The 20427-nt window shown below is 72.6% G+C and carries 27 protein-coding genes and 1 riboswitch; of the genes, 12 read left to right on the top strand and 15 right to left on the bottom strand.

The window, feature by feature from the left end; genetic code table 11:
• Nucleotides 1-12 precede the first annotated feature (12 nt).
• From flgK to AC3ANM_RS12405, 6 genes are all read right to left on the bottom strand, one after another.
• Nucleotides 13-1416, bottom strand: a complete 1404-nt coding sequence (gene flgK, locus AC3ANM_RS12430) for a flagellar hook-associated protein FlgK (protein WP_488284727.1) — start codon at nucleotides 1414-1416, stop codon at nucleotides 13-15.
• A gap of 76 nt (nucleotides 1417-1492) precedes the next feature.
• Nucleotides 1493-1825, bottom strand: a complete 333-nt coding sequence (locus AC3ANM_RS12425; RefSeq protein WP_488284726.1) for a hypothetical protein — start codon at nucleotides 1823-1825, stop codon at nucleotides 1493-1495.
• Nucleotides 1822-2229 carry a flagellar export chaperone FliS gene (fliS, locus tag AC3ANM_RS12420; protein ID WP_488284725.1) on the bottom strand — a complete coding sequence of 136 codons (408 nt, stop codon included), beginning with the start codon at nucleotides 2227-2229 and terminating at the stop codon, nucleotides 1822-1824. The genes AC3ANM_RS12425 and fliS overlap by 4 nt, the downstream gene beginning before the upstream one ends.
• A 10-nt stretch (nucleotides 2230-2239) precedes the next feature.
• A complete protein-coding gene (gene fliD / locus AC3ANM_RS12415) occupies nucleotides 2240-3820 on the bottom strand; it encodes a flagellar filament capping protein FliD (RefSeq protein WP_488284724.1) in 1581 nt (526 codons plus the stop codon).
• Nucleotides 3821-3909: 89 nt separating this feature from the next.
• Nucleotides 3910-4740, bottom strand: a complete 831-nt coding sequence (locus tag AC3ANM_RS12410) for a flagellin N-terminal helical domain-containing protein (RefSeq protein WP_488284723.1) — start codon at nucleotides 4738-4740, stop codon at nucleotides 3910-3912.
• 141 nt (nucleotides 4741-4881) lie between these two features.
• On the bottom strand, nucleotides 4882-5847 hold the full coding sequence (locus tag AC3ANM_RS12405) for a sigma-70 family RNA polymerase sigma factor (protein WP_488284722.1): 966 nt from the start codon (nucleotides 5845-5847) through the stop codon (nucleotides 4882-4884).
• An 83-nt stretch (nucleotides 5848-5930) separates the two neighbouring features.
• Between AC3ANM_RS12405 and AC3ANM_RS12400 the strand changes: the two genes are divergently transcribed.
• From AC3ANM_RS12400 to csrA, 3 genes are all read left to right on the top strand, one after another.
• A complete protein-coding gene (locus AC3ANM_RS12400; protein WP_488284721.1) occupies nucleotides 5931-6470 on the top strand; it encodes a flagellar protein FlgN in 540 nt (179 codons plus the stop codon).
• An 80-nt stretch (nucleotides 6471-6550) separates the two neighbouring features.
• Nucleotides 6551-6958, top strand: a complete 408-nt coding sequence (fliW, locus tag AC3ANM_RS12395) for a flagellar assembly protein FliW (RefSeq protein WP_488287950.1) — start codon at nucleotides 6551-6553, stop codon at nucleotides 6956-6958.
• 82 nt (nucleotides 6959-7040) lie between these two features.
• Complete coding sequence (gene csrA / locus AC3ANM_RS12390) at nucleotides 7041-7310, top strand: carbon storage regulator CsrA (RefSeq protein ID WP_488284720.1); 270 nt, start codon at nucleotides 7041-7043, stop codon at nucleotides 7308-7310.
• On the opposite strand, the gene AC3ANM_RS12385 is transcribed toward csrA, so the two are convergent.
• The 4 genes from AC3ANM_RS12385 to AC3ANM_RS12370 all read right to left on the bottom strand — a co-directional run bounded on the left by AC3ANM_RS12385 (nucleotide 7246) and on the right by AC3ANM_RS12370 (nucleotide 9777).
• On the bottom strand, nucleotides 7246-7812 hold the full coding sequence (locus AC3ANM_RS12385; protein ID WP_488284719.1) for a ferric reductase-like transmembrane domain-containing protein: 567 nt from the start codon (nucleotides 7810-7812) through the stop codon (nucleotides 7246-7248). The two genes, csrA and AC3ANM_RS12385, sit on opposite strands and share 65 nt — an antisense overlap.
• Nucleotides 7809-8771 carry an FAD:protein FMN transferase gene (locus AC3ANM_RS12380; RefSeq protein ID WP_488284718.1) on the bottom strand — a complete coding sequence of 321 codons (963 nt, stop codon included), beginning with the start codon at nucleotides 8769-8771 and terminating at the stop codon, nucleotides 7809-7811. Before AC3ANM_RS12380 ends, AC3ANM_RS12385 begins: the two co-directional genes overlap by 4 nt.
• Complete coding sequence (locus AC3ANM_RS12375) at nucleotides 8771-9013, bottom strand: hypothetical protein (protein WP_488284717.1); 243 nt, start codon at nucleotides 9011-9013, stop codon at nucleotides 8771-8773. The genes AC3ANM_RS12380 and AC3ANM_RS12375 overlap by 1 nt, the downstream gene beginning before the upstream one ends.
• Nucleotides 9014-9213: 200 nt before the next feature.
• On the bottom strand, nucleotides 9214-9777 hold the full coding sequence (locus tag AC3ANM_RS12370; RefSeq protein WP_488284716.1) for a hypothetical protein: 564 nt from the start codon (nucleotides 9775-9777) through the stop codon (nucleotides 9214-9216).
• 122 nt (nucleotides 9778-9899) lie between these two features.
• Here AC3ANM_RS12370 and AC3ANM_RS12365 point away from each other — a divergent pair, with 122 nt between their 5' ends.
• Entirely contained in the window at nucleotides 9900-10421 is a 522-nt protein-coding gene (locus AC3ANM_RS12365) for a hypothetical protein (RefSeq protein WP_488284715.1), read from the top strand.
• Between the two features lie 19 nt (nucleotides 10422-10440).
• On the opposite strand, the gene AC3ANM_RS12360 is transcribed toward AC3ANM_RS12365, so the two are convergent.
• The gene (locus tag AC3ANM_RS12360; RefSeq protein WP_488284714.1) at nucleotides 10441-10938 is read right to left on the bottom strand and encodes a VOC family protein; all 498 of its coding nucleotides are present in this window, start codon (nucleotides 10936-10938) and stop codon (nucleotides 10441-10443) included.
• On the opposite strand from AC3ANM_RS12360, the gene AC3ANM_RS12355 reads away from it, so the two are divergent.
• The 3 genes from AC3ANM_RS12355 (at nucleotide 10937) to AC3ANM_RS12345 (ending at nucleotide 13761) form a co-directional block, all read left to right on the top strand.
• Nucleotides 10937-11935 (top strand): NAD-dependent epimerase/dehydratase family protein, encoded by a 999-nt coding sequence (locus AC3ANM_RS12355; RefSeq protein WP_488284713.1) that lies wholly within the window; start codon nucleotides 10937-10939, stop codon nucleotides 11933-11935. The genes AC3ANM_RS12360 and AC3ANM_RS12355 overlap by 2 nt on opposite strands.
• Nucleotides 11936-12064: 129 nt before the next feature.
• Nucleotides 12065-12628, top strand: coding sequence for an RNA polymerase sigma factor (locus AC3ANM_RS12350; protein WP_488284712.1), 564 nt, complete (start codon nucleotides 12065-12067; stop codon nucleotides 12626-12628).
• A 101-nt stretch (nucleotides 12629-12729) separates the two neighbouring features.
• Nucleotides 12730-13761: a hypothetical protein gene (locus AC3ANM_RS12345; protein ID WP_488284711.1), complete on the top strand. Its 1032-nt coding sequence runs from the start codon at nucleotides 12730-12732 to the stop codon at nucleotides 13759-13761.
• A 159-nt stretch (nucleotides 13762-13920) separates the two neighbouring features.
• On the opposite strand, the gene AC3ANM_RS12340 is transcribed toward AC3ANM_RS12345, so the two are convergent.
• The gene (locus AC3ANM_RS12340) at nucleotides 13921-14367 is read right to left on the bottom strand and encodes a VOC family protein (protein ID WP_488284710.1); all 447 of its coding nucleotides are present in this window, start codon (nucleotides 14365-14367) and stop codon (nucleotides 13921-13923) included.
• Between the two features lie 171 nt (nucleotides 14368-14538).
• Here AC3ANM_RS12340 and AC3ANM_RS12335 point away from each other — a divergent pair, with 171 nt between their 5' ends.
• On the top strand, nucleotides 14539-14874 hold the full coding sequence (locus AC3ANM_RS12335; RefSeq protein WP_488284709.1) for a DUF4760 domain-containing protein: 336 nt from the start codon (nucleotides 14539-14541) through the stop codon (nucleotides 14872-14874).
• A gap of 40 nt (nucleotides 14875-14914) precedes the next feature.
• On the top strand, nucleotides 14915-15355 hold the full coding sequence (locus AC3ANM_RS12330; RefSeq protein ID WP_488284708.1) for a nitroreductase family deazaflavin-dependent oxidoreductase: 441 nt from the start codon (nucleotides 14915-14917) through the stop codon (nucleotides 15353-15355).
• A gap of 83 nt (nucleotides 15356-15438) precedes the next feature.
• Here the strand turns inward: AC3ANM_RS12330 and AC3ANM_RS12325 are convergent, their stop codons facing one another.
• The 3 genes from AC3ANM_RS12325 to AC3ANM_RS12315 form a co-directional block, all read right to left on the bottom strand.
• Nucleotides 15439-16032: a GNAT family N-acetyltransferase gene (locus AC3ANM_RS12325; protein WP_488284707.1), complete on the bottom strand. Its 594-nt coding sequence runs from the start codon at nucleotides 16030-16032 to the stop codon at nucleotides 15439-15441.
• A gap of 207 nt (nucleotides 16033-16239) precedes the next feature.
• Entirely contained in the window at nucleotides 16240-16998 is a 759-nt protein-coding gene (locus AC3ANM_RS12320) for a C40 family peptidase (protein WP_488284706.1), read from the bottom strand.
• A gap of 3 nt (nucleotides 16999-17001) precedes the next feature.
• Nucleotides 17002-17183: riboswitch (cyclic di-AMP (ydaO/yuaA leader) on the bottom strand.
• A gap of 143 nt (nucleotides 17184-17326) precedes the next feature.
• Nucleotides 17327-18100, bottom strand: coding sequence for a class I SAM-dependent methyltransferase (locus AC3ANM_RS12315; protein ID WP_488284705.1), 774 nt, complete (start codon nucleotides 18098-18100; stop codon nucleotides 17327-17329).
• Nucleotides 18101-18242: 142 nt separating this feature from the next.
• Here AC3ANM_RS12315 and AC3ANM_RS12310 point away from each other — a divergent pair, with 142 nt between their 5' ends.
• From AC3ANM_RS12310 to AC3ANM_RS12300, 3 genes are all read left to right on the top strand, one after another.
• Nucleotides 18243-18749: a DinB family protein gene (locus AC3ANM_RS12310; RefSeq protein ID WP_488284704.1), complete on the top strand. Its 507-nt coding sequence runs from the start codon at nucleotides 18243-18245 to the stop codon at nucleotides 18747-18749.
• 116 nt (nucleotides 18750-18865) lie between these two features.
• Entirely contained in the window at nucleotides 18866-19183 is a 318-nt protein-coding gene (locus AC3ANM_RS12305) for a YtxH domain-containing protein (RefSeq protein ID WP_488284703.1), read from the top strand.
• 217 nt (nucleotides 19184-19400) lie between these two features.
• Nucleotides 19401-20423: a hypothetical protein gene (locus AC3ANM_RS12300; protein WP_488284702.1), complete on the top strand. Its 1023-nt coding sequence runs from the start codon at nucleotides 19401-19403 to the stop codon at nucleotides 20421-20423.
• Nucleotides 20424-20427 lie beyond the last annotated feature (4 nt).

Raw genomic sequence — 20427 nt, 5'->3', positions numbered from 1 at the left:
TCAGTCCTGCCTTCAGCGGGTCATGTTGATGAGGGTGTCCAGCGTGGAGTCGATGGCCGAGATGAACTTGGCCGCCGCCTCGTAGGAGTGCTGGTAGTTCACGAGGTTGGTCATCTCCTCGTCCAGGCTCACGCCCGAGGCGCTCGTCCGGGCGTCCTCGAGCTGGCTGGCGACCGTCCCCTGCAGATCGGCCTGCCGGTTGACGCTCTGCGCCTGCACCCCCAGCTGGACCATGAGGCCGCGGTAGGCCGCGTCCGCCCCTTGGGGGGCGGGCAGGCTGGAGAGCTGCCCCATGAGGATCGCGTTGGCGCCGTCGGACTCGGTGGACAGCGGCGAACCGGAGGCGGCCACGCCGTCCGGGCTGGTCAGCACCACAGCCATGTCTGCGGCACCGCTGCCACCGAAGACCGGCTTGCCCTGCGCCGCCGGGACGCCCGCAGCGGGCGCGACGGTCCGGTCGTAGCCGGCGGCCTGCTGCCCGTTGACCGCGGTCATGACCTTCCCTGCGATGTCGTCCAGAGAGGTGAGGTATCCCGGGAGGGTGGCGTTCACGCCGTCGAGGAGTCCCTGGACGCTGCCCCCGCCCACCGCGGCCGACCCGTCCGCGGCCCAGGTCAGCGACAGCTCACCGGACTGGCCGGCCGTGTGGGTCGACGGGCCCGAGAGCGCGAGCTCCCGGATGCGGTCGCCGGTAACGAGCGGGCTGCCACCGAGGGCCACGTTGACGACGCCATCGGCCCCGGCCGTCGCGGTCGCGCCGATGGCCTGGCCGAGCTTCATCACGAGCGCGTCGCGCTGGTCGGACAGCTCGTTGGCCGGGTTGCCTGCGGTCACCGCCGAGCGGATCGCGCCGTTGAGCCGGGCGACGTCAGCGGCCATGGCATTGACGTCGGACACCGTTGCCGCGAGCTGCTCGCGAGTGTCGAGCCACTGCTGGTTCAACCGGCTGCTCAGTCCGTTGAAGGTGCTCGCCAGGGCACTGGCCTGCTGCAGCATCTGGGAGCGGGGGGCGTCACTCGTCGGGTCGTTGGCGATGTCGTGCCAGGAGCTCCAGAAGGAGGAGAGCTGCGCCTGCAGCCCGGTGTCGCTCGGCTCACCGAACGTGGTCTCGATGTCGGCGTAGGTCTGCTTCGCCGCGCTCAGGTGGGAGAGGTCCCCCTGCGCGGACAGCGCCCGGGCCTCGGCGAACTCGTCACGGATCCGGGTGATGCCGGTGATGACCACCCCGTCGGCGGGGGCGGCGCTGCGCGACCACAGGGACGGCACGACCGAACCGCCGGCGGCGACCTGCTCAACACGCTGCCGGGAGTAGCCGGCCGTGTTGGCGTTGCTGATGTTCTGGCCGGTCACGTCCATGCCGCGCTGCGCCGCCGAGAGCGCACGCGCCCCCAGTCCCAGGCTGGAGAAACCAGACATCACACCTACCTTGTCGCCGCTGACGTTGTGCCCCTGCACCGGTCCTATCGGCCCGGACGCAGGTCACCTGAGGCGGTCAGACCATCCGGTCGAGGTATGCCGTGCGGGCGGTCCCGTCGCCGGCCATGCTGCGCGCCAGGGCCAGATGGCGGCCGGTCGTGCCCAGCTGCGCGACGACGCGGTCGCCGAGAAACCCGGCCCGGATGAGCAGCCTGCTGGCGCGGTCGGCGTGCTCGGCGGACATGGGCCCGATGCCGACCGGCGGGGTGAACGTCGCCAGCTCGGCAGCCGGGTCCTCGTCGAGCTGTCGCTCCTGCTCGGCCAGGCAGGCCTCGAAGTCGTCGAGGACCTGGTCCCAGCGGGCGACGTGCCCCAGGTGCAGCACCTCCTCGCTCAGGTCACCGCTCATGCGTGAGCGACCTGCACGGGTGCGATCGGTGTCTGCGCGTTCGCCGCCTCGTGCCAGGCCTCGCGCAGCGGCTCGACGATGTCGCGGCACTCCGCGACGATGGCCGCGTTCTTGGCGGTGTTCGCGGCGATGAGCCGCTCGAGCAGCCAGGCGTAGAGGTTGGCCAGGCCATCCCCCTCGGGCCAGGTGGTCAGGTCGAGGCTGGAGGCGAGCTCGTGAACGATCGCCTGGGCGTGCACCAGCTCGTGGTGGGCCGCCTCCAGGTCGGGGACCGCGAGGGCGAGCTCGGCGGCGCCGAGGTCGCGCACCAGTCGGTCGTAGAGCATGGTCACCAGGCGCGCCGGGGAGGCCGTGGACACGGAGTCCCGGGCGTAGCGGCTGCGCATCAGGGCTGCGGTGGTCATCTCGTTCCCCCTACTTGCTCGAGGTGCTCGGGGTCGTCAGCGAGCCGAGCTGCCCGGCGAGCCACTGGCTCTGTGACTGCAGCTTCCCGAGCGCCGTCTCGAGGGCGGCGTACTGCGTCTGCAGCGTCTGCTGCCGCAGCGTCATGCGGTCCTCGAAGGCGGCGATCTGGTCGGTGTAGTCCTTGATGCTGGCCTGCTCACTGGTGATCTGCGCCGTGAGGTAGCCGTCGAACGGATCGGACGCCTGCTTGGCCTGGTCCCGCAGGGACTGCGCCATCGAGGTCATCGTGGTCTGGACGCCGGTGGGGTCCTTGGCGTAGGCGTCCAGGAACTTCTGCCGGTCGAACGCGATGGTGCCGTCCTTCTGGACGCTGACACCGTTCAAGGCGGGGGTGCTGGCCGACGAGCCGATGACTCCGTCGGTGATGCGCTGGGCCAGGTCGGAGACCATCGAGTTGCCGAGCAGGGGCTGAGCGGTCTTGGTGTTGCTGTCATAGGCGCTGTTGCGTCCGATGAACGACAGTGCCGAGTTCGCCGCGTCCACGAGGGCCTGCATCTTGTCGGCCATGCCGCTCGCGTCGCTGGCCACGGAGACCGTGACCGCCGTGGCCGGGTCTGCCTTCAGCGCCGTGATCGTCACGCCGGGCAGCAGGGTGCTCACCGCATTGGTGGACGACGTGACGTCGAATCCCGAGCCGGCGGGGCCGACGTGCAGGACGGTGTCGGTGCCTGCGCTGAGCTGTTGCAGAGAGCCCAGTGCCGGCGCAGCGCTGCTGGCGGAGGCGTTGAGCGTGATCACGGAAGCCGATCCGGTCGTCGTCGAGGACACCTGAAGGCGGAACGACGAGGCGCTCGCCCCGACAACGGTTGCCTGCAGGCCCGAGGTGGAGCTCGATGCGTTGATGGCGCTGGCGATGTCGGCCATGGACCCGCTCACCGACGTCACCGTCGCGGTGCCTACCTGCAGCCCTGCGATGTTGGCCGACAGGGTGTCGCCATTCGTGCCCGTGAGGACCGTCTGCGCGGGCGGGCTGGCTCCCAGAGGGTTGTCATGTCCATCGAGCGCAACGTGGTAACCGTCGGCCTGGTTCGTCACGACGAGGATGTGGGGGCCTGCAGCGAGGTGCGCACCCGATGTGGTGTCGAAGTCGAGGCCGGAGAAGCCAACCGCGGCTGCTCCCTTGCTCAGCAGGATGGGGCCGTTGGTGACGGGCGTCGTGGCGGACGTCTGGCTCCCGTTGAAGACTACGGAGGCAGCGGTCGCGACCGCGTTGACGGTGAAGGTGGCCGATCCGGGGACCGCCGTCGAGCTGCTGAGCGCCGTGGCCAGCGACGTGTTGGAGGACGTCGCGACGGTGCCCTTCCAGGCTGAGGTCGTGAGCACGGAGTCCGGCGCGAAGGCGGTTGCGGCGGTCTGCAACGCGCTCACGAGGCTGTTGAGGCTCTGGAGGACGGAGGCCCGGTTGGAGGCGTCGGACTTGCCCTGGGTGAGCTGCTGCTCCGGCAGTCGCTCGACCGCCATCAGCTGCTGGATGATCTGCGTGGTGTTCAGGCCGGAGACAAGGCCGTCGACGCTCGATCCCATTGCCATCCAGTCCTTTCCGTCATGTGGTGCTGGTTGGCCCTCCGGGGCGCCCGCTGGTGTCGGACGCCCCGGAGGACACGTTCATCTCAGCTGGGTCAGCCGAGCAGCTTCAGCACCGACTGCGGGGCCGAGTTGGCCTGCGCCAGCATCGAGACGCCGGCCTGCTGCAGGATCTGCGCCCGGGTGAAGGACGTCATCTCCTTGGCCATGTCGGTGTCGCGGATGCGGGACTCCGACGCCGAGGCGTTCTCCGCCGCAACGCTGAGGTTGTTGATCGTGTGCTGCAGGCGGTTCTGGTAGGCACCCAGGTCAGCGCGGTCGCTGGAAACCGTGTTGATCGCGGTGTCGATCGTCGCGATCGCGGTGTTCGCGTTGGCCTGCGAGGTCACGTCCACCGCGTTGACACCGAGGGTGGTGGTGTCCGCCTTCGCGATGGTCACCCCAATGTTCTGCGTGGTGTTGGCGCCGATCTGGAACGTGAACTTGCCGGTACCGTCGCCACCGGTGCCGTCGAGCAGGTTCTGCTTGTTGAACTGCGTGGTGCCGGCGATGCGGTCCAGCTCCGCGTTGAGCTGCGTCACCTCGGTCTGGATCGCCGTGCGGTCGGACGAGGTGTTGGTGTCGTTGGCCGACTGCACAGCCAGCTGGCGCATGCGCTGCAGGATGGAGTGCGACTCGTTCAGGGCGCCTTCAGCGGTCTGGATGAGGCTGATCGCGTCCTGCGCGTTCGCCGTGGCCTGGTTGAGGCCGTTGGCCTGCGCACGCAGCTTCTCGGAGATGGCCAGACCGGCAGCGTCGTCGGCGGCGCGGTTGATGCGCAGACCGGAGGAGAGACGCTCGAGGCTGGTCGACATCGCACCCTGGGTCGAAGCCAGGTTGCGGTAGGCGTTCATCGCCGCAATGTTGGTGTTGATCTGAAGACCCATGGTGGTTCCTCCTTGGATGGGGTCCCGGAGACCCCATCCGTGGTGTCCCCGTGGCGTCACCCTCCGGTGCCGCCGGCTGCCTCATCGGCGACCACCCGGCATACCTGAGGACTTGCCCGCCGATGGCAGGCAAAGAGTTGGTCAAGCCGTGTGCTCGACCGGAACCCGTTGCGGCACAGGCAGGCTCAACCGCGCGCGGTATGACGAGCGGCCGGCGATGTGCGCGTAGTACGCCTCCCGGCGCCGCGCCACGACACCCCCGGACCGCGGCACCGAGACCATGTCGGGGTCGAGCTGAGAGTTCATCCCGTCGCGCAGCATGGCCAGCGCCTCGGCCCGGATCTGGGAGATGCGCGACTCCGTGACCCCGAGCTGCTCGGCGATCTCCTTGAACGGACGGTCCTCGAAGAAGCAGCCCTCGACGACGACCCGCAGCCGCTCGGGCAGCGCGTGGACCGCGTCCCGCAGGTACGCCTGGCGCTCCCGCTCGACGATCGCCGCCTCGGGCGTCTCGGAGGTCGCGGGCAGCACGGCATCCGCGGCGGAGTCGGCGGTGAGCTGGTCCAGGCGCAGCACCACGGACTGGTGCAGGTCGGCCTGCATCCGCTCGAGCTCGGCGAGCTCGATCCCCATCTCGGCAGCGGTTTCCGACGTCGAGGGCATCCGGCCGAGCTTGGCGGCCAGCGCGTCCTGGGCGACGTCGCGGGCCCGGACGCGGGTCCGCAGGGAACGCGTCGCCCAGTCGGCGGAGCGCAGCTCGTCCAGCAGGGCACCCTTGATCCGCCGCGCGGCGAAGCGGGCGAACGGCACGCCGTAGGACTCGTCGAAGGTGCGGGCCGCCGTCACCAGTGCGGCCATGCCGGCCGAGACCAGGTCGTCGAGGTGGACGTGTCCGGGCAGGCGGGCCGCCACCGTGCGGACCTCCATGTGCACGAGCGCGAGGTGGGCGCGGCAGAGTTCCTCTTCGCCGGCATGTGGTGCATGCTGTGCGGGGGCATCGGGGGATGTCACGTCCGCGAAAGTAAGTGTTACTGATGCGTCAAATATGCGGAATGAAGTCAACCAGCGGTAAAGAACTACAAATGGCTCAATGGGGCCATGGGGCATGACCCACTCGGACTAGTTAGCCCCTGACCTGCACTGATGCCCATAATCCTCAACGTTTCACCGTCCCAGCCGATGGGGGTCCCGTGACCGACCACCGCCCCGCCTCGATGCCGTCGGGCCTTGACGCCGAGACCGAGACGGCTCTGGCCAATGTCTCCTCGGCCCTGTGGCGGGTCCGCGAGCTGCTCGACCTGCTGACTTTCAAGCTCGAGGAGGAGCAGGCGCTGCTGGCCGTCGGCCGGGCCAAGTGGCTGGGCCGCGCGACCTACGAGGTCGAGCTCGTGCTGGAGGAGATCCGCCAGGCCGAGCTGCGCCGGGCCGTCGAGCTCGGCCCGGTGACCGAGGCCCTGGGCCTGGACGCCAACGCCTCGCTGCGCGAGGTCGCCGAGGCCGCCCCGAGCCCGTGGGACGACGTCCTCACCGACCACCGCAACACCCTGGTCGCCGCCACCGCCGAGATCAGCGCGCTCGCCCACGCCAACCGCGACCTGCTCGACAGCAGCTACCGCGCGGTCCAGGAGGCGATGGGCCGGTTCGCCGAGAGCCCGGAGGGCCCGACCTACACCGCAGCCGGGTCCCCGGCAGCCCAGCCGGCACACCGGCTCTTCGACCAGTCCTCCTGAGCCGCCGAGCTCGAGGTCACCAGAACCGTGACGCCCCAAGCCGATTCGCCCCCGCTGAAGTGAGAGACACCGTGAGCCAGATGACGGCGACGCAGAACCCCGCCGGAGACGCCCTCCCGCAGCTGTACTTCCACTCCGGCATCGTCGGCTTCCCCGAGGCGCAGCGCTTCGCCCTCGTCGAGGATGGCGACGGCGTCTTCGAGCTGCAGTCCGCCGACGAGGCCGGCCCCGACTTCGTGGTCGTCGCGCCGCACGGGTTCTTCCCCGACTACGCCCCGGTCATCGACGACGCCACCGCCGAGCGCCTGGAGCTGCAGTCCGCCGAGGACGCGCTGCTGCTGCTCGTGGTCACCCTGCGCGAGCGGCCCGAGGACGCCTCCGCGAACCTGCTCGCCCCGCTGGTGGTCAACCACCGCACGCGTCAGGCCGCCCAGGTCGTGCTCACCGGGCAGGACCTGCCGCTGCGCGCGCCGCTCCTCAGCGCCTGAGGGACCCGCCCGCCACGGCAGTGAGCCGTCGGCGCGCATAGGCTGACGTCACTGGTTCCGCTTCTGCAGAAAGGACTCTCGCGTGCTGGTGCTCAGCCGTCGCCCGCAGCAGAGCTTCGTCATCGGCCACGACATCGTCATCACGGTGCTCGAGGTCAACGGCGACAACGTGCGGATCGGCATCAAGGCCCCCCGCGACGTCGACATCCACCGCGAGGAGGTCTACCTCGAGCTGCAGCAGGCCAACCAGTCCGCTGCCTCGCCCTCCGCGGGCGCCCTGGCGGCCTTCACCCGACGGGCGTCGAAGACGGACGCTGACGAGTCTGCGCCGAAGGCTCCTCCAGCCGGCTGACCCGCCACCCGGCCGCCGTCGCGACCGCCCCGAAGCAGGCGATGGCCACGGCGCGCAGCCACCACGTCCCGGCGTCGGTCCCCGACCCGAGGCCGTGCAGGAAGGCGACCGGCCACACGCCGTAGCCGAGCCAGTGCAGGCCCCGCCACACGGCATACCGGATGTGCTTGCGCAGCAGGCTCGTCGCGACCACGACCACCAGCAGGTCCAGCGCCAGCGTGCCCAGGCCCCACCACAGCGGCTGCCTCGACAGGAACGGCACCACGAGGTCGACGGCGCGCAACTGGGCCACCGGGTCCAGCCACAGCGAGCCGAGGTGGACCGCCAGCAGCAGCGTCGCCGCCAGCGAGGCGCGACGGTGGATCTCGGTGAGCGCGAACCGCGGCAGCTCGCGTGACCTGAGGCGGCCGCCGGTCAGGATCCCGAGCACGACGCCGGCCGTCAGCAGGATGAGGGTCGCGACCCCCGTGCCCCGGCCCAGCAGCCACAGTGCGGTGCTCATGCCGACACCGGTATGCCGTGCCGCACCTCGGCCGCGGACGGCCAGCCCCCGAGGTGGTGGACCTCGCCGTCCTCGGCGACCAGCCGCGCCTGGAGGCCTTGGACGACCAGGGATCCGGGTGCCGAGCGACCGAGCACCAGCGCCGCGGTGGACCAGGTGTTGGCCGTGACGCAGTCGCCGGCGACCACCGACACCGAGCGCCACACCGGCTCGACCGGCTGACAGGTCGCCGGGTCGAGGACGTGGTGCAGCTCGCGGCCGTCCTCGCGCCACTGCCGCGAGCGGGTGCTCGAGGTGGCCAGGGCCGCGCCCGCCGGCAGCCTCACGAGGGCCGCTGGGTCCTCGGTGCGGTCCTGGACGAGCACCTGCCAGCCCCGGCGCGGTGCGGGACCGGCGGTGGCGATGTCGCCGCCGAGGCTGACCATGACGCCGAGGTCGAGCTGCTCTGCCACCACCTGGGCGCACCGGTCGGCGGCCCACGCCTTGGCGGTGGCGCCGAGGTCGAGCTGCACGCCATCGGGCACCTGCACGGTCAGCGCGTCGAGGTCGAGGTCGACCCGCCGCCAGCCGGGGGCGGGTCGGCGGACCACCCGCACCGCGAAGCCGTCGGTGCCGGCCGACCGGAGGAGCTCACCGAAGTCGCGGTCGTAGCCGAGGTCGGCGAGGGCGCTGCCCAGCGTCGGGTCCACGGCGCCGTCGGTCTCCCCGGCGGCGCTCAGGGCGGCCTCGAGCAGTGCGGCCAGGGTCGGGCTGATGTGGGTCACGCGACCACCGCGCCGGGCGAGCCGGCGGATCTCGGAGTCGGCGCGGAACCGGCTCGCCGCCAGCTCGACCGCCGCCAGTTCGTGGTCGACGATCCGCCGGGCCGAGGGCAGCGCGTGCGGGTCCTCGACGGCGACGCGCGCCGTCGTCGACCAGAGCGCCCACTCGTAGGCCGGCCCGCGCAGGGTCAGGTCCATCACGAGCCCCCGCTCTGCGCCTGCGGGGCGCCGCTGCTGACGCCGACCTGCCACGGCGAGCTCGAGGCGCTGCTCCCGGAGGAGTCGGTGCTGCTCGACGAGGCAGAGGTCGCCGTCGTGGTCGCCGCCGACGACTGGTGGGCGAGCACCACGGCCGCACCGGTGGCGGCGACGCTGGCGCCGACGAGCGCGGCGGTGGCCTGGCGGATGCGGAGCGCTCCGCGCTCGCGTGCGCTGTTCATGGGGTCCTCCGGGAGTGGCTGGGCTGGTGTGTCCACCCTCGAAGCCACCCCTGTGCCCCGGCTGTGCCAGGCCTGTCGCCTCCGTCAGACCTCGACCCAACGGGGTCGTGACGGAGGTCGTGACCGAGGTCGTGACGGTCGACCCGCCGCGATCGGATCGACCGTCACCGTCTCCGTGACGACCGCGCGGCGCTCAGACCTCAGAGCTCGGGGCCCTGGGCGCGCAGGCGCTCGACCTCCGACATCGCCTCACGCAGCCCGCTCAGCCACTCGTCGGTGTGCTGCCCGACCAGTCGCACGCACCACGCGAGCGCCTCGGAGCGCGAGCGCGCCACGCCGGCGTCGACGAGGGTGTCGAGCACCTGCCGCTCGCTCTGGCGCAGCCGGGTCATCGCCGGCACGGACAGGTGCGTGAACAGCCGGCCGGTGTCGCCGATGCGGGCGCCCCAGGAGACCGTGCGCCCGTAGCGGGCCTGCGCCTGGTCGGCGATCTTCATCCGCTGCTCGCGGGTGTCCTCGCGCCAGCGACTGATCCGGCCCTCGGCCGCTGCCGGGTCGTCACTGTCCGGCGCCGGCAGGTCACCGATGACGGTGATCTCCTCGCGGTCCACGGTGACGTCGGGGGCGCCGGTGAACCACTCGTCGGGCAGCCGGCCCGCGAACCAGCCGGCCGCGTCGCTGGCATCGGGCAGCTCGGCCTGCTGCCAGCCGCCGGGTCGTCCGTAGCCGCCACGGCCACGGGGGGAACTCTTCTGGTGTGCCATGACGGCCTCCTCAAGGGATTTGCTTACGTGATTACACGCTTACAAACCATCGGAACGCAAGACCCCGGCCCGCGATTCCCCACCCGCCGAGGGACGTCACGGCCCGGGCTACGATCCGCGGCGTGCCCACCACGCCGACCGGCCCGGACCCCACCGACCCGACGCCCCTGGTGACTTACCCGCTGCGCTGGCCGCCGGCTCTGCTCGAGGCGTTCCTCGTGCCCGGCCTCGGCGGCCTCCTGGTCACCGTCGTGGTCGACCCTTGGCCGATCGGCCTGCTGCTCGGCGTGGCCCTTGCCGCGTCGTTCGGCGCCCTCAGGCTGGCCCGGGCACGCCGTCGCACGCTGACCGTCACCGACGACGGCCTGCTCCTCCAGCGCGACCGCTACGGACTGAGCGCGCGCTGGGAGGACGTGACCGGCATACAGCACCGGCGGTTGGCCGGGGTGCTGCCCGTGGACGAGCTCCTCCTCACCGACCGCGAGCTGGTCGCCCGCACCAGCACCGGCACCGAGCGCGAGCTGCCCGACGGGCTCGACGAGCACCCGGCCAGCCGGCGCGTGCAGGTGAGCCTCTACGACAAGGGCTGGCGCACCGACCCGATCGGGGAGGAGCTGCGCCGCAGCGGCGTCCTGCCCGCCTGAGCGGGCGCGGGTCAGTCGGTCAGTCGGCGCCGAGGCGCCACTTCCGCGGCACTGCGGGCCGTTCGGCCGCCGACCGCTCGATGCAGAACTCGTTGCCCTCGGGATCGGCCAGCACCACCCACCCGGTCCCGTCGGCGTTGCGGCGGTCGTCGGTGATCCGCGCACCGAGCGCCACGACCCGCTCGACCTCCTCGTCGCGGGTCCGGTCGGTCGGCTCGAGGTCGGGGTGCACCCGGTTCTTGGCGGTCTTGCCCTCGGGCACCGGGATGAACAGCATCGTCGGCCGCTGCCCCGGCGAAGGCGGGAACGCCGGTGCGATGAGGACCTCGGGGTCGTCGTCGTAGTAGACGTTCCACCCCAGCACCTGGGCCCAGAACCACGCCAGCCCCCGGGCATCAGCGCAGTCGACGGTGAGGTTCTGCAGCCGGCTCGTCATGCGCCACATCATGGCCCGCAGCCGGCGCCCGGGCAGGTCGAACGCCGCAAGACCGCCGGCCTCGGGCAGGATCGGCGCCATGAGCGCACCCCACGTCCTGTTCATCGGCGGCACCGGCGTCATCAGCTCGGCCTGCGTGCGCCGCGCCGTCGCGACCGGCTGGCGCGTCAGCGTGCTCAACCGCGGCCGCAGCACCACCCGCCCGCTGCCCGAGGGCGTGGAGACGCTCACCGCCGACGCCCACGACCCGGCGGCGGTGCGGGTGGCCCTCGCCGGTCGCAGCTTCGACGCCGTCGCCGACTTCATGACCTTCGCCCCGGAGCAGGCCCGCGCCGCCGTCGACACCTTCGCCGGCGGCGCCGGCCAGTACCTCTTCATCAGCAGCGCCTCGGCCTACGCCAAGCCGCCGACCCGCCTGCCGGTCACCGAGTCGACGCCGCTGCGCAACCCGTTCCTGCAGTACTCCCGCGACAAGATCGCCTGCGAGGAGGTCCTCACCGCGGCCCACCGCGAGCGCGCCTTCCCGGTCACCATCGTGCGCCCCTCCCACACGTATGACGCGACCTCCGTGCCGCTGCTGGGTGGCTGGACCGAGGTGGACCGGATGCGCCGCGGGCTGCCGGTCGTCGTCCACGGTGACGGCACCTCCCTGTGGACGCTGACCCACCACGAGGACTTCGCGCTCGGCTTCGCCGGCCTGTTGGGCCTGCCGGCGGCGGTGGGCGAGAGCGTCCACATCACCTCCGACGAGGTCCTGACCTGGGACGAGATCTACCGGCAGACGGCCCGCGCGGCGGGGGTGGCCGAGCCCCGCCTCGTCCACGTCCCGTCCGAGGCCATCCACGCCGTCGCCCCCGAGGTGGGCGACGCCCTGCTCGGCGACCGCATGCACCATGGCGTCTTCGACAACCGCAAGGTCAAGGCGCTCGTGCCGGGGTTCGCCGCCACCGTGCCGTTCTGGCGGGGCGCCCGGGAGGTCGTCGCCTGGCACGACGCCGACCCGGCGCGGCGGCGCCTCGACGAGCGCTTCTCCGCGGTGACCGAGGAGCTGCTCGGCCGGTTCGGGCCCACCGCCTGAGCCGGGCCGGGATCTCGCCCGGGGCGAGCCTCCCCTGGGCACGGGCGAGGCCCACCCGCGCGAACGAGACCGAAAAGAGTTCGTCGGGTTGGCCCCGTGGTGGCCCCGGGCGCAGCATCATGGGCCGCGATGCTCCGGGACCGGTTCACCGAGGTGCTCCGTCAGGCGCAGGCAGGGGACCCCCATGCCTTCGCCATGCTCTGGCGTGACGCCCAGCCGATGCTCCTGCGCTACCTGCAGGTGACCGCCCCCGGCCACGCCGAGGACCTGGCATCACGAGCCTGGCTGCGGGTCATCGAACGGCTCGACGGCTTCCGCGGGGACGAGCCTGCCTTCCGTCGCTGGCTCGTGACGATCGCCCGCAACCTGCACATCGACGACCAGCGCCAGGCTGCGCGCCGGCCAGAGCAGCTCGTGGCGGACCACCCCGACGGGCCGACCGTCGCCGATGCCGCGGAGCTCGCCCTGGACCACCTTTCCACCGGTGCGGCCCTGCGGCTCATCGCCACCCTGCCGCCCGAGCAGGCCGAGATGGTCACGCTGCGGGTGGTCGTGGGGCTCGACGTCGCGGACGTGGCCCAGGTGACCGGGCGCAGCCCCGGAGCGGTGCGGGTCGCCGTCCACCGCGGGCTCCGGCGGCTGCGCGACCAGCTCTCCGACCGCGAAGCCGCGACGCTCGCCCGCCTCCTGTAGCAGGCGGCCGGTCGCGAACGGCCGGTCGCGAACGGCCCGTCGCAAACGCTCTGGCGAGCGGCCTGTAACGCCCGGCGCCCTCCCGTCGTCCCTTGGGTGAGATGTCCGAGCACCCTCGCCACGACCCGCAGCGGCCGGCCCCCCGCCGGCCGTTGTCGCTGTGCGCCGACGGGGTGGCCGAGGGAGCCGACGGTGCTCCCGACCCCGCCCTGGCGAAGCTGGTGGACGCGGTGACGGCTGCGCCGACGGCGCAGGAGCTGGCCGGCCAGGAGATGGCCATCGAGGCGTTCCTCGCGCACGCCTCCACCCGCCGCCCGGCCCGCACCGCCCGCCCGACCCGCCGACGGCTGGTTGCCCCGACGGTGGTGGCCGGACGGGTGGCCGTCGGCGCCCTCGTCGGGGTCCTCACCCTCGGCGCGACCACGGCCGCGGCGCTGACCGGCACGCTGCCGGCCCCCCTGCAGGAGCTCGCGCACCAGGTCACCGGCGTGCCCCGTCACGCCAGGCCGGCCGCGCCGGGGCCGGACCGGCAGCCCACGGCAGGCCCGCGCCGCACCACCGGCACCGGCATCGGAGCCGGCACCGGCTCCGACCGCCCCGCACCCACGACCCCGGCCACCGGGCTCGCCTCCCAGGTCCCCACGCCGCCGGCACCGAACCCGAGCCCGGCCGCCACCTCTGCTGACAGGCGGACCGCGGTGCCGTCCACGACGACGGACAGCCCCGACTCCCACGCCGGCCCGGCCCGGGACTCCCGGAGCCACACACCGGAGCACCGTCAGACCGCCGCGTCGACCACGGACGCGACCGACTCGCTCCGGCCGCACTCCTCCGGTCAGGACGACGTCGGGGCGCCCCCGACCGCCTCGGCGACCGGGGACGCGACGCCCGGCACCTCCGCGCGGGACCGCACCCACACCACCTCCGCGGAGACGTCGAAGCACCCGGCCCCGTCCACCCCTACCTCGGACCCGGCCCCCACCACGGACCCGATCCCCACCTCCGACCCGGCCTCCCCAGCGGCCGGCACGACCATCCCCATCCACCCCGCCCCCGGGCACCGCAGCTCCACCGCCCCGGACCCCACCGCCCTCACCCACCCAGACCTCCCCGCCCCCTCGCCGGGGCGGTGACCAGATCCCGACCGGCACCCCTCTGCCGGTCGGTCCACCTCACGGTGGCACCGCCACCCCGCCCGCCCTTCTTGGGGCAGTGGTGCCACCGTGACGCGGCGAACCCGGGACCAGCCCCTGCCGGTCCCGGGTTCTGTCGTCCAGGGGCGGTCGCGGACGTCAGGGCAGCTGCGGGCGCCCGTCCTCGCTGATTGGCCAGTCGGGGTTGTGGGCCACCTCCCAGACGTGGCCGTCGAGGTCCTTGAAGTAGCCGATGTATCCGCCCCAGTCGGCCCGGTGCCCGGCCTTGACCAGCGTGCCGCCGGCCGCCACGGCCGCCTCGAGGGCGGAGTCCACCTGCCCCTCGTCGTCGCAGTTGACCGCGGTCGTCACGCCACGGAACATCCCGGGCGGGGCCTGCTGGAGGCCGGTGTCGGCGGCCAGTGCGGACGCGGCATACAGCGCGAGCAGGCCCCCGGAGGTGCGGAAGAAGCTGACCTCACCCTCGACGGAGGCGGGCGAGAGCGGCCAGCCCAGGGCGAGGTAGAACTCCGTGGCGCGGGCGACGTCGTCGACGCCGAGGGTGATCAGGGAGACGCGAGCGGGTGCAGACGGTGTCGCGGTCATGGCCGGCATGCTGGCACCGCCCACCGACATCGCCGCGAAATCGTGACGAACCTGACATGACGAACGGCCTGTGGACGCAGGACAGATGGCCGATGCCGGCCCGCGCCCGCACGCGACAGGCTGTCCTCATCGGCCCGGCACCGTGCCGGCCGTCGAAGGGAGTGCCCGGTCATGTCCGCCCACGATGACGCCGCGCTGCTGATCCAGATCGCCCAGTGGGGCAGCCAGATCGGCCTGCAGGACGCGACCAAGGCGATCTTCGCCGACGACTTCGACCCCGAGGCCGTATCGCCGAGGGACGACGCGGTGGCGACGATCCTGTCCTTCGGCGAGACGGTGGGCACCCTGACCAAGCGATCCCTCATCGACACCGACCTGGTCCTGGACTGGCTCTGGGTCTCCGGGCTCTGGAGGCGGGTTGCGCCCGCCGCACTGAAGGCCCGCGAGCAGTACGGCGTCCCCGAGCTCTACGAGAACTTCGAGGCGCTCGCCAAGCAGCAGGACTGAGCCGGAGACATAAACAGCCGGTATGCCGTGTTGTCAGGGTATGCCTCTTTCCGGTGAGTACCAGCCCAGCCCCGAGCAGTGGGTCCGCGACCAGGTCGAGCTCTACGAGGGCTCCGGCGGGACCGAGGGCACGACCCTGCGCGGCATGCCCGTCGTCATCCTGAGCACGCTCGGCGCCAAGTCGGGCAAGCTGCGCAAGATCCCGCTGATGCGGGTCGAGCACGACGGCGCCTACGCCGCCGTGGCCTCGCTCGGTGGCGCCCCGAAGCACCCCGTCTGGTACTTCAACATGCTGGCCAACCCGGTCGTCGAGCTGCAGGACGGCCCGGTCAAGCAGGACATGAAGGCCCGCGAGGTGACAGGCGAGGAGAAGGCCGCTTGGTGGGAGCGCGCCGTCGCCGCCTTCCCGGACTACGCCGACTACCAGCGGCGCACCGACCGCGAGATCCCCGTCTTCGTCCTGGAGCCGGTCAGCAGCTGACCTCGGCTGCCACCGCCCGAGGCGGCGGCACGGCATACGTCCCCCTGCCGGTATGTCCGGGGGAGGGCCGGGTGGAGGCGCGCTCAGGGGCGCGGGGCGCGGCGCATCACCCAGACGTGGGGCGCGCCACCCGGCGGGTCGACCTCGGCGGTGGTGACGAAGCCGTGCTGCTCGTAGAAGCGCACGTTGTCCTCGGTCGAGGTCTCCAGCGCCGCCGCCGTGCCGTCGCGGTCGCAGCGCTGCAACACCGGCGTGAGCACGGCCGACCCGAGCCCGCGCCCCCGCGCGCCCGGCGCCGTCCCCACGGTCGCGAGGTACCACCGCGGCTCGTCGGCGTGGCGCGCAGCGACCGCCTCGTCGGCGGCGGCCACCAGAACAGCCCGTTCGCCGAGCAGGCGCGGAGCATCCTCCGAGAGCCCCCGGGCCAGCTCCTCGGGCAGCTCGGGGCACCCGGGAGCCAGCCAGGCCGCGGCGCTGGTGCCGTCCACAGCCATCCACACCTGGCCGAGGTGGCTGACCGTGGCGCCGAGGTACAGCGCGAAGGAGTCGCGCAGCCGCTGCGACCGCCCTGCCCGAGGGAAGGCCCAGTCCGTCCAGACGTAGCCGTCGAGCGCCTCGGCGAGCAGCCCCGCCAGCGCCGGGACGTCGGCCGCGGTGGCCAGCCGGACCTGGCTCACGGGCCCACCTGACCGGGGACACGGAACACCCGGCCGACCACGGTGAGGACCTCGGGCGCTCCGCGGGAGCGGAGGACGACAGCACGCATGGGCCGGAGACTACGGCGGCGACCCCACGGCATACCGGGGCTTTTGCGTCCCGGGACGGCGAACGGCCCGAATCCGACTGCAGGGGAAGCGGATCCGGGCCGTTCAGCGCATCAAGGGTCAGGGGCGACCGTAGGTCACCGCCGTGGTCCAGATGGCGCGCTTGGAGACGACCGCACCGGAGTGCGGGGCGTCCCACATCATGCCGCCGCCGGCGTAGATGCCGACGTGGTAGGCCGGGGAGCCGAAGAAGACCAGGTCACCGGGCTGCGGGGTGCTGACCCGGGTCACCGCCAGCCGCTGCTCCTCGGCGGTCCGCGGCAGCGAGACACCGATCTTGTTGAAGACGTACTGCGTGAAGCCGGAGCAGTCGAAGCCCGAGGGCGTCGTGCCGCCCCACACGTACGGCACACCGGCGTACTGCGCCGCGACGGCGAGGACGCTGGTGGCCGGCGCGGGGACGCTGACCGACAGGGCGGGACGGGTGGTGGACCGGCTGATCGTCGGGGTCGACGCCCGCTGGACCGGAGCCGCGTTGACGGGGGCCGGAGCGGGCGCCGGAGCGGGCTTCGGCTTCGGGGCGACGACGGGCTTCGGCGCGATGCTCTTGAAGCCCACCTCCCCGAAGCTCGGGGTGACGACCGACGGTGCCGTGGCCGGCGCGGCGACCGCGACGGTGCTGGGCGCCGCGGACGGCTCGATCACCGGCGCCTGCGCGGTGGTCTGTGCCGCCGAGGCGGGCACAGCGAGCGAGGCGACGATGCCGCCGGAAACGGCCAGGACGGCCGACGCGCGGCCGGCGTTCTGGCCGAGCACGGCGGAGACGGGGTTGCTGGGAGAGGACTGGGCGCGATGGCGCCCGGAATGGGGCTGGGACACGACGAACACACCTCCGGACGCCTGCGAGGTGAGCTGTCGGGTTCGGGTGGGAGAGAGATCACCCGGTCCGGGTCTGCCGATGACGAGGCCAGCGGCGGGCACGGACTTCACCCCAAGGAGTGCCGAGGCACCCCGGAAGGTGGGTCCCCCGCTCCTGCCGTACGGGTTTACAGGGGTGCCTCGCACCGGTGGCAGGATTCGGCGGGCCGGCGAGAGGGCTCCTTGCAGGGGGTCAAAGAGCGCGCAAACCGTATCGAACCGCCCAGTGAATTGTCACGCCGAGGTCACGAATGGGCACACCAATGACCAAGGTCCCTAGCGCTGGGCGTCAGCGTGGCACTCGCGCGATGTGCACGTCGGCGCCCCGGTGCAGCTCGATGCCGCCCTCGTCGTACATGCGCCACAGCTCGTCCAGGCACCGCCGCTCGAGCTCGGACTGGTCGGCGGCGGCCAGCGACCGGAACCACCCGACGAACCCGTGCGACATCTGGAACTCCCACATGACCCGCGGCGAGGGGACCGGCAGGCGCACCTCCAGGCTGCCCACCCACGGGTCGACCAGGCCGGAGGCGCCCACCAGCGCATCCACGTCGATCGGCCGGGCCACCTGGACGGCCCCGCGCGCCGGGTGGAAGTCCCGCGCGACCTCGTAGAACCGGGACCACCGGCCGCCGTCGTCGACCGGCCCGGGCACGGTGACGACCACCTGCCCCCCAGGGCGCACCACCCGCGCCATCTCGGCGAGCACCTGGGCGGGATCGTCGACGCAGTGCAGCAGGAACGCGGCCACGGCCACGTCGACGCTGTCGTCGGGCAGCGCGAGCGCATGGGCGTCCATGAGCCGCACCTCCATCTCGGGGTCGGCCTTGCGCAGCCGGTCGACCATGCCGGTCGAGGCGTCGACCGCGACGACGTGCCAGCCCCGGGAGGCGGCGGCCAGCGCGACGGCGCCACGCCCCGCCCCCACGTCGAGCAGCTCGGCGCCCTCGGCGTCGTCGATCAGCTCGAGCACCTGCTCGCCGAAGCGGGAGAACATCGGCAGCACCTGGTCGTAGTCCTCGGCGAGCTCGTCGAACATGGGCACCGAGTCCAGACGCGTCATGGGCAGGACCGTGCCACCCTCGGGGGAACGGTGCAAAACGGACGCAACCCCACGGCATACAAAGCCGGTATGCGCGGGAGCGCGCCACGGGCACCCCGAGCGCCGATGGTCCGTGTCGGCGGCCGGCGCTAGCGTCCGGACCATGACCCGACCCGGGCCGCTCACCGGCGGCGAGAAGGACACCCTTCGCACCAGCCTCGACCGGCACCGCGACGCGGTGCTGTGGAAGCTCGAGGGGCTCGACCACGAGCAGCTGTGCCGACCGATGGCCCCGTCCGGCACCTCCCTGCTCGGCCTGGTCAAGCACCTCGCGGCCGTGGAGTACGGCTGGTTCTGCGAGACCTTCGGCCGGCCGGCCGAGCTGCTGCCGTCGATCCGGCTCGACGAGGACCCCGAGTCCGACATGCGGGTCAGCGAGCAGGAGTCGACCGCCGACATCGTCGACTACTACCGGCGGGCCCGGGCGGCGGCCGACGCCGTGATCACCGAGCTCGACGTGGAGGCCACCGGGACCGCGTGGTCCGGCGAGACCGTGTCGCTGCGGTGGGTGCTGGTGCACATGGTCGAGGAGACCGCCCGCCACGCCGGCCACCTGGACATCGTGCGCGAGCTCATCGACGGCGCGACCGGGGACCACCGACCGGCCTGAAGGTGCGTCGCCAACCGCCGTGGCGCGGTCGCGCGGCGCCCACCCTCCGGACCCAAGGTGTTTGCATCGCGCTCGATCGGGCACGGTGGGGGGTACGACGACAGGGAGGAACCCCCATGAAGGCCAAGGCAGCGCTGCTCGTCGGTGCAGCAGTCGGATACGTGCTCGGCGCCAAGGCCGGGCGCCAGCGCTATGAGTCGCTCAAGGCGAAGGGCCAGGAGCTCTGGCAGCACCCGAAGGTGCAGGAGCAGGTCGGTCACGCCCAGGAGATCGCCCGGGAGAAGGCCCCGGACGTGCAGCAGAAGCTGAGTGAGGCGACAGCGAAGGTCACGGCGGTCGTCAGCGAGAAGCTGGGCAGCAACGAGGAGCCCGACGCCCCGCTGGACCTGCGTTCCGCCCCCGGAGCCACGGGTGGGGCGCACCGCTCCGCCTGACCGACTCCCCTTCCCGGAGCCCCGGCCCGCCTGACGGCGGCCGGGGCTCCGGCGCGTCTGTCCTGCCTGCGCCATTCGGACGAGGCGCCGCCGTTGCAGGGCCGAGAACCTAGGTCACCTTGAGTTCGTGGCTCCGGCCGTCGACCGGCCCCACGACCCATGCGGCGTCACCGCTCCGGGAGCCCGCAGGGGGCCTCGGTCCGTCCTGGGAGGCGATGTGAACACTGCAGCAAAGACCACGGCAGCACTGGCGGGCGGGTACCTGCTCGGCCGGACGAAGAAGATGAAGCTGGCGATCACCGTCGCCGGCCTGCTGGCGGGCAAGAAGCTCGACACCAACCCCACCGAGCTGCTGAAACGGGGGTCCGAGCTCGCCAAGGCCAACCCGGAGCTCGCCCGCCTGACCGAGCAGGTCCGCGGGAAGCTGCTCGAGGCCGCCAAGGGTGCCGCGGTGGCCGCGGCCTCCCACCAGCTCAACTCCCTCAGCGACCGGATGCGCGACCGCACCGACGGCCTGCTGGCGCTGGCCGAGGCTCTGGAGGAGCCGGAGGAGGAAGAGGAGGAGTACGAGGGCGAGGAGGAGTACGAGGAGCCCGAGGACCTCGAGGAGGAAGCCGAGGAGCCCGAGGAGGAAGGCGAGGAGCCGGAGGAGGAAGAGCCGGAGGCCGAGGACCTCGGCGAGGAAGCCGAGGAGCCCGAGGAGGAAGAGCCGGAGGAGGAGCCCGAGGGCGAGGAGGAGCAGCCCGAGGTCTCCGGCCGGCGCCGGCTCCGCCTGGGTCGCGGCACCCGCCGCGCCCAGCGCGAGACCCGCGCCGCCCGCAGGCAGGGCAGCGACACCGTGCGTCGCTCCGCCGAGAAGGCGGCAGCTCCGGCGAAGAAGGCGGCAGCTCCGGCAAAGAAGGCCACCGGCCCGGCGAAGAAGGCGGCACCTCCGGCGAAGAGGGCTGCGGCGCCCGCGAAGAAGGCCACTGGCCCGGCGAAGAAGGCCGCCGCCAAGAAGACCGCAGCCACGAAGAAGACCGCGGCAAAGACCGCCCCGTCTTCGGCCCCCGCCAGGAAGGCGGCAAGCAAGGCGACCGGTCCGGCGAAGAAGGCGGCCGCCAAGAAGGCGTCCTCGAGCGCCGGCACGGCCAAGAAGACGGCGAAGAAGGCCACGTCCGGCGGGCGCAGCACCGGCAAGACCGCGGCCCGCAAGGCCTCCTCCAGTGCGTCCTCGCGCTCGAGCCGGTCGGGTAGGTGAGCGC

This window comes from Oryzihumus sp. JJN4-3R, from assembly GCF_057747915.1.
Note: the sequence above shows the minus strand (reverse complement) of the source record. Positions and strands in the feature narration are given on the sequence as shown.

Excerpts from the sequence above, each read along its gene's own strand:
- fliW (WP_488287950.1), top strand. The coding sequence starts at position 6,551 with ATGACGGCGACGCAGAACCCCGCCGGAGACGCCCTCCCGCAGCTGTAC.
- AC3ANM_RS12315 (WP_488284705.1), bottom strand. The coding sequence starts at position 18,100 with ATGACGCGTCTGGACTCGGTGCCCATGTTCGACGAGCTCGCCGAGGAC.
- AC3ANM_RS12350 (WP_488284712.1), top strand. The coding sequence starts at position 12,065 with ATGCTCCGGGACCGGTTCACCGAGGTGCTCCGTCAGGCGCAGGCAGGG.
- AC3ANM_RS12405 (WP_488284722.1), bottom strand. The coding sequence starts at position 5,847 with ATGCCCCATGGCCCCATTGAGCCATTTGTAGTTCTTTACCGCTGGTTG.
- fliD (WP_488284724.1), bottom strand. The coding sequence starts at position 3,820 with ATGGCAATGGGATCGAGCGTCGACGGCCTTGTCTCCGGCCTGAACACC.
- AC3ANM_RS12370 (WP_488284716.1), bottom strand. The coding sequence starts at position 9,777 with ATGGCACACCAGAAGAGTTCCCCCCGTGGCCGTGGCGGCTACGGACGA.
- fliS (WP_488284725.1), bottom strand. The coding sequence starts at position 2,229 with ATGACCACCGCAGCCCTGATGCGCAGCCGCTACGCCCGGGACTCCGTG.
- AC3ANM_RS12345 (WP_488284711.1), top strand. The coding sequence starts at position 12,730 with ATGTCCGAGCACCCTCGCCACGACCCGCAGCGGCCGGCCCCCCGCCGG.
- AC3ANM_RS12385 (WP_488284719.1), bottom strand. The coding sequence starts at position 7,812 with ATGAGCACCGCACTGTGGCTGCTGGGCCGGGGCACGGGGGTCGCGACC.
- AC3ANM_RS12310 (WP_488284704.1), top strand. The coding sequence starts at position 18,243 with ATGACCCGACCCGGGCCGCTCACCGGCGGCGAGAAGGACACCCTTCGC.
- AC3ANM_RS12340 (WP_488284710.1), bottom strand. The coding sequence starts at position 14,367 with ATGACCGCGACACCGTCTGCACCCGCTCGCGTCTCCCTGATCACCCTC.
- AC3ANM_RS12330 (WP_488284708.1), top strand. The coding sequence starts at position 14,915 with ATGCCTCTTTCCGGTGAGTACCAGCCCAGCCCCGAGCAGTGGGTCCGC.
- AC3ANM_RS12425 (WP_488284726.1), bottom strand. The coding sequence starts at position 1,825 with ATGAGCGGTGACCTGAGCGAGGAGGTGCTGCACCTGGGGCACGTCGCC.
- flgK (WP_488284727.1), bottom strand. The coding sequence starts at position 1,416 with ATGTCTGGTTTCTCCAGCCTGGGACTGGGGGCGCGTGCGCTCTCGGCG.
- AC3ANM_RS12360 (WP_488284714.1), bottom strand. The coding sequence starts at position 10,938 with ATGGCGCCGATCCTGCCCGAGGCCGGCGGTCTTGCGGCGTTCGACCTG.
- AC3ANM_RS12375 (WP_488284717.1), bottom strand. The coding sequence starts at position 9,013 with ATGAACAGCGCACGCGAGCGCGGAGCGCTCCGCATCCGCCAGGCCACC.
- AC3ANM_RS12355 (WP_488284713.1), top strand. The coding sequence starts at position 10,937 with ATGAGCGCACCCCACGTCCTGTTCATCGGCGGCACCGGCGTCATCAGC.
- AC3ANM_RS12305 (WP_488284703.1), top strand. The coding sequence starts at position 18,866 with ATGAAGGCCAAGGCAGCGCTGCTCGTCGGTGCAGCAGTCGGATACGTG.
- AC3ANM_RS12410 (WP_488284723.1), bottom strand. The coding sequence starts at position 4,740 with ATGGGTCTTCAGATCAACACCAACATTGCGGCGATGAACGCCTACCGC.
- AC3ANM_RS12335 (WP_488284709.1), top strand. The coding sequence starts at position 14,539 with ATGTCCGCCCACGATGACGCCGCGCTGCTGATCCAGATCGCCCAGTGG.
- AC3ANM_RS12380 (WP_488284718.1), bottom strand. The coding sequence starts at position 8,771 with ATGGACCTGACCCTGCGCGGGCCGGCCTACGAGTGGGCGCTCTGGTCG.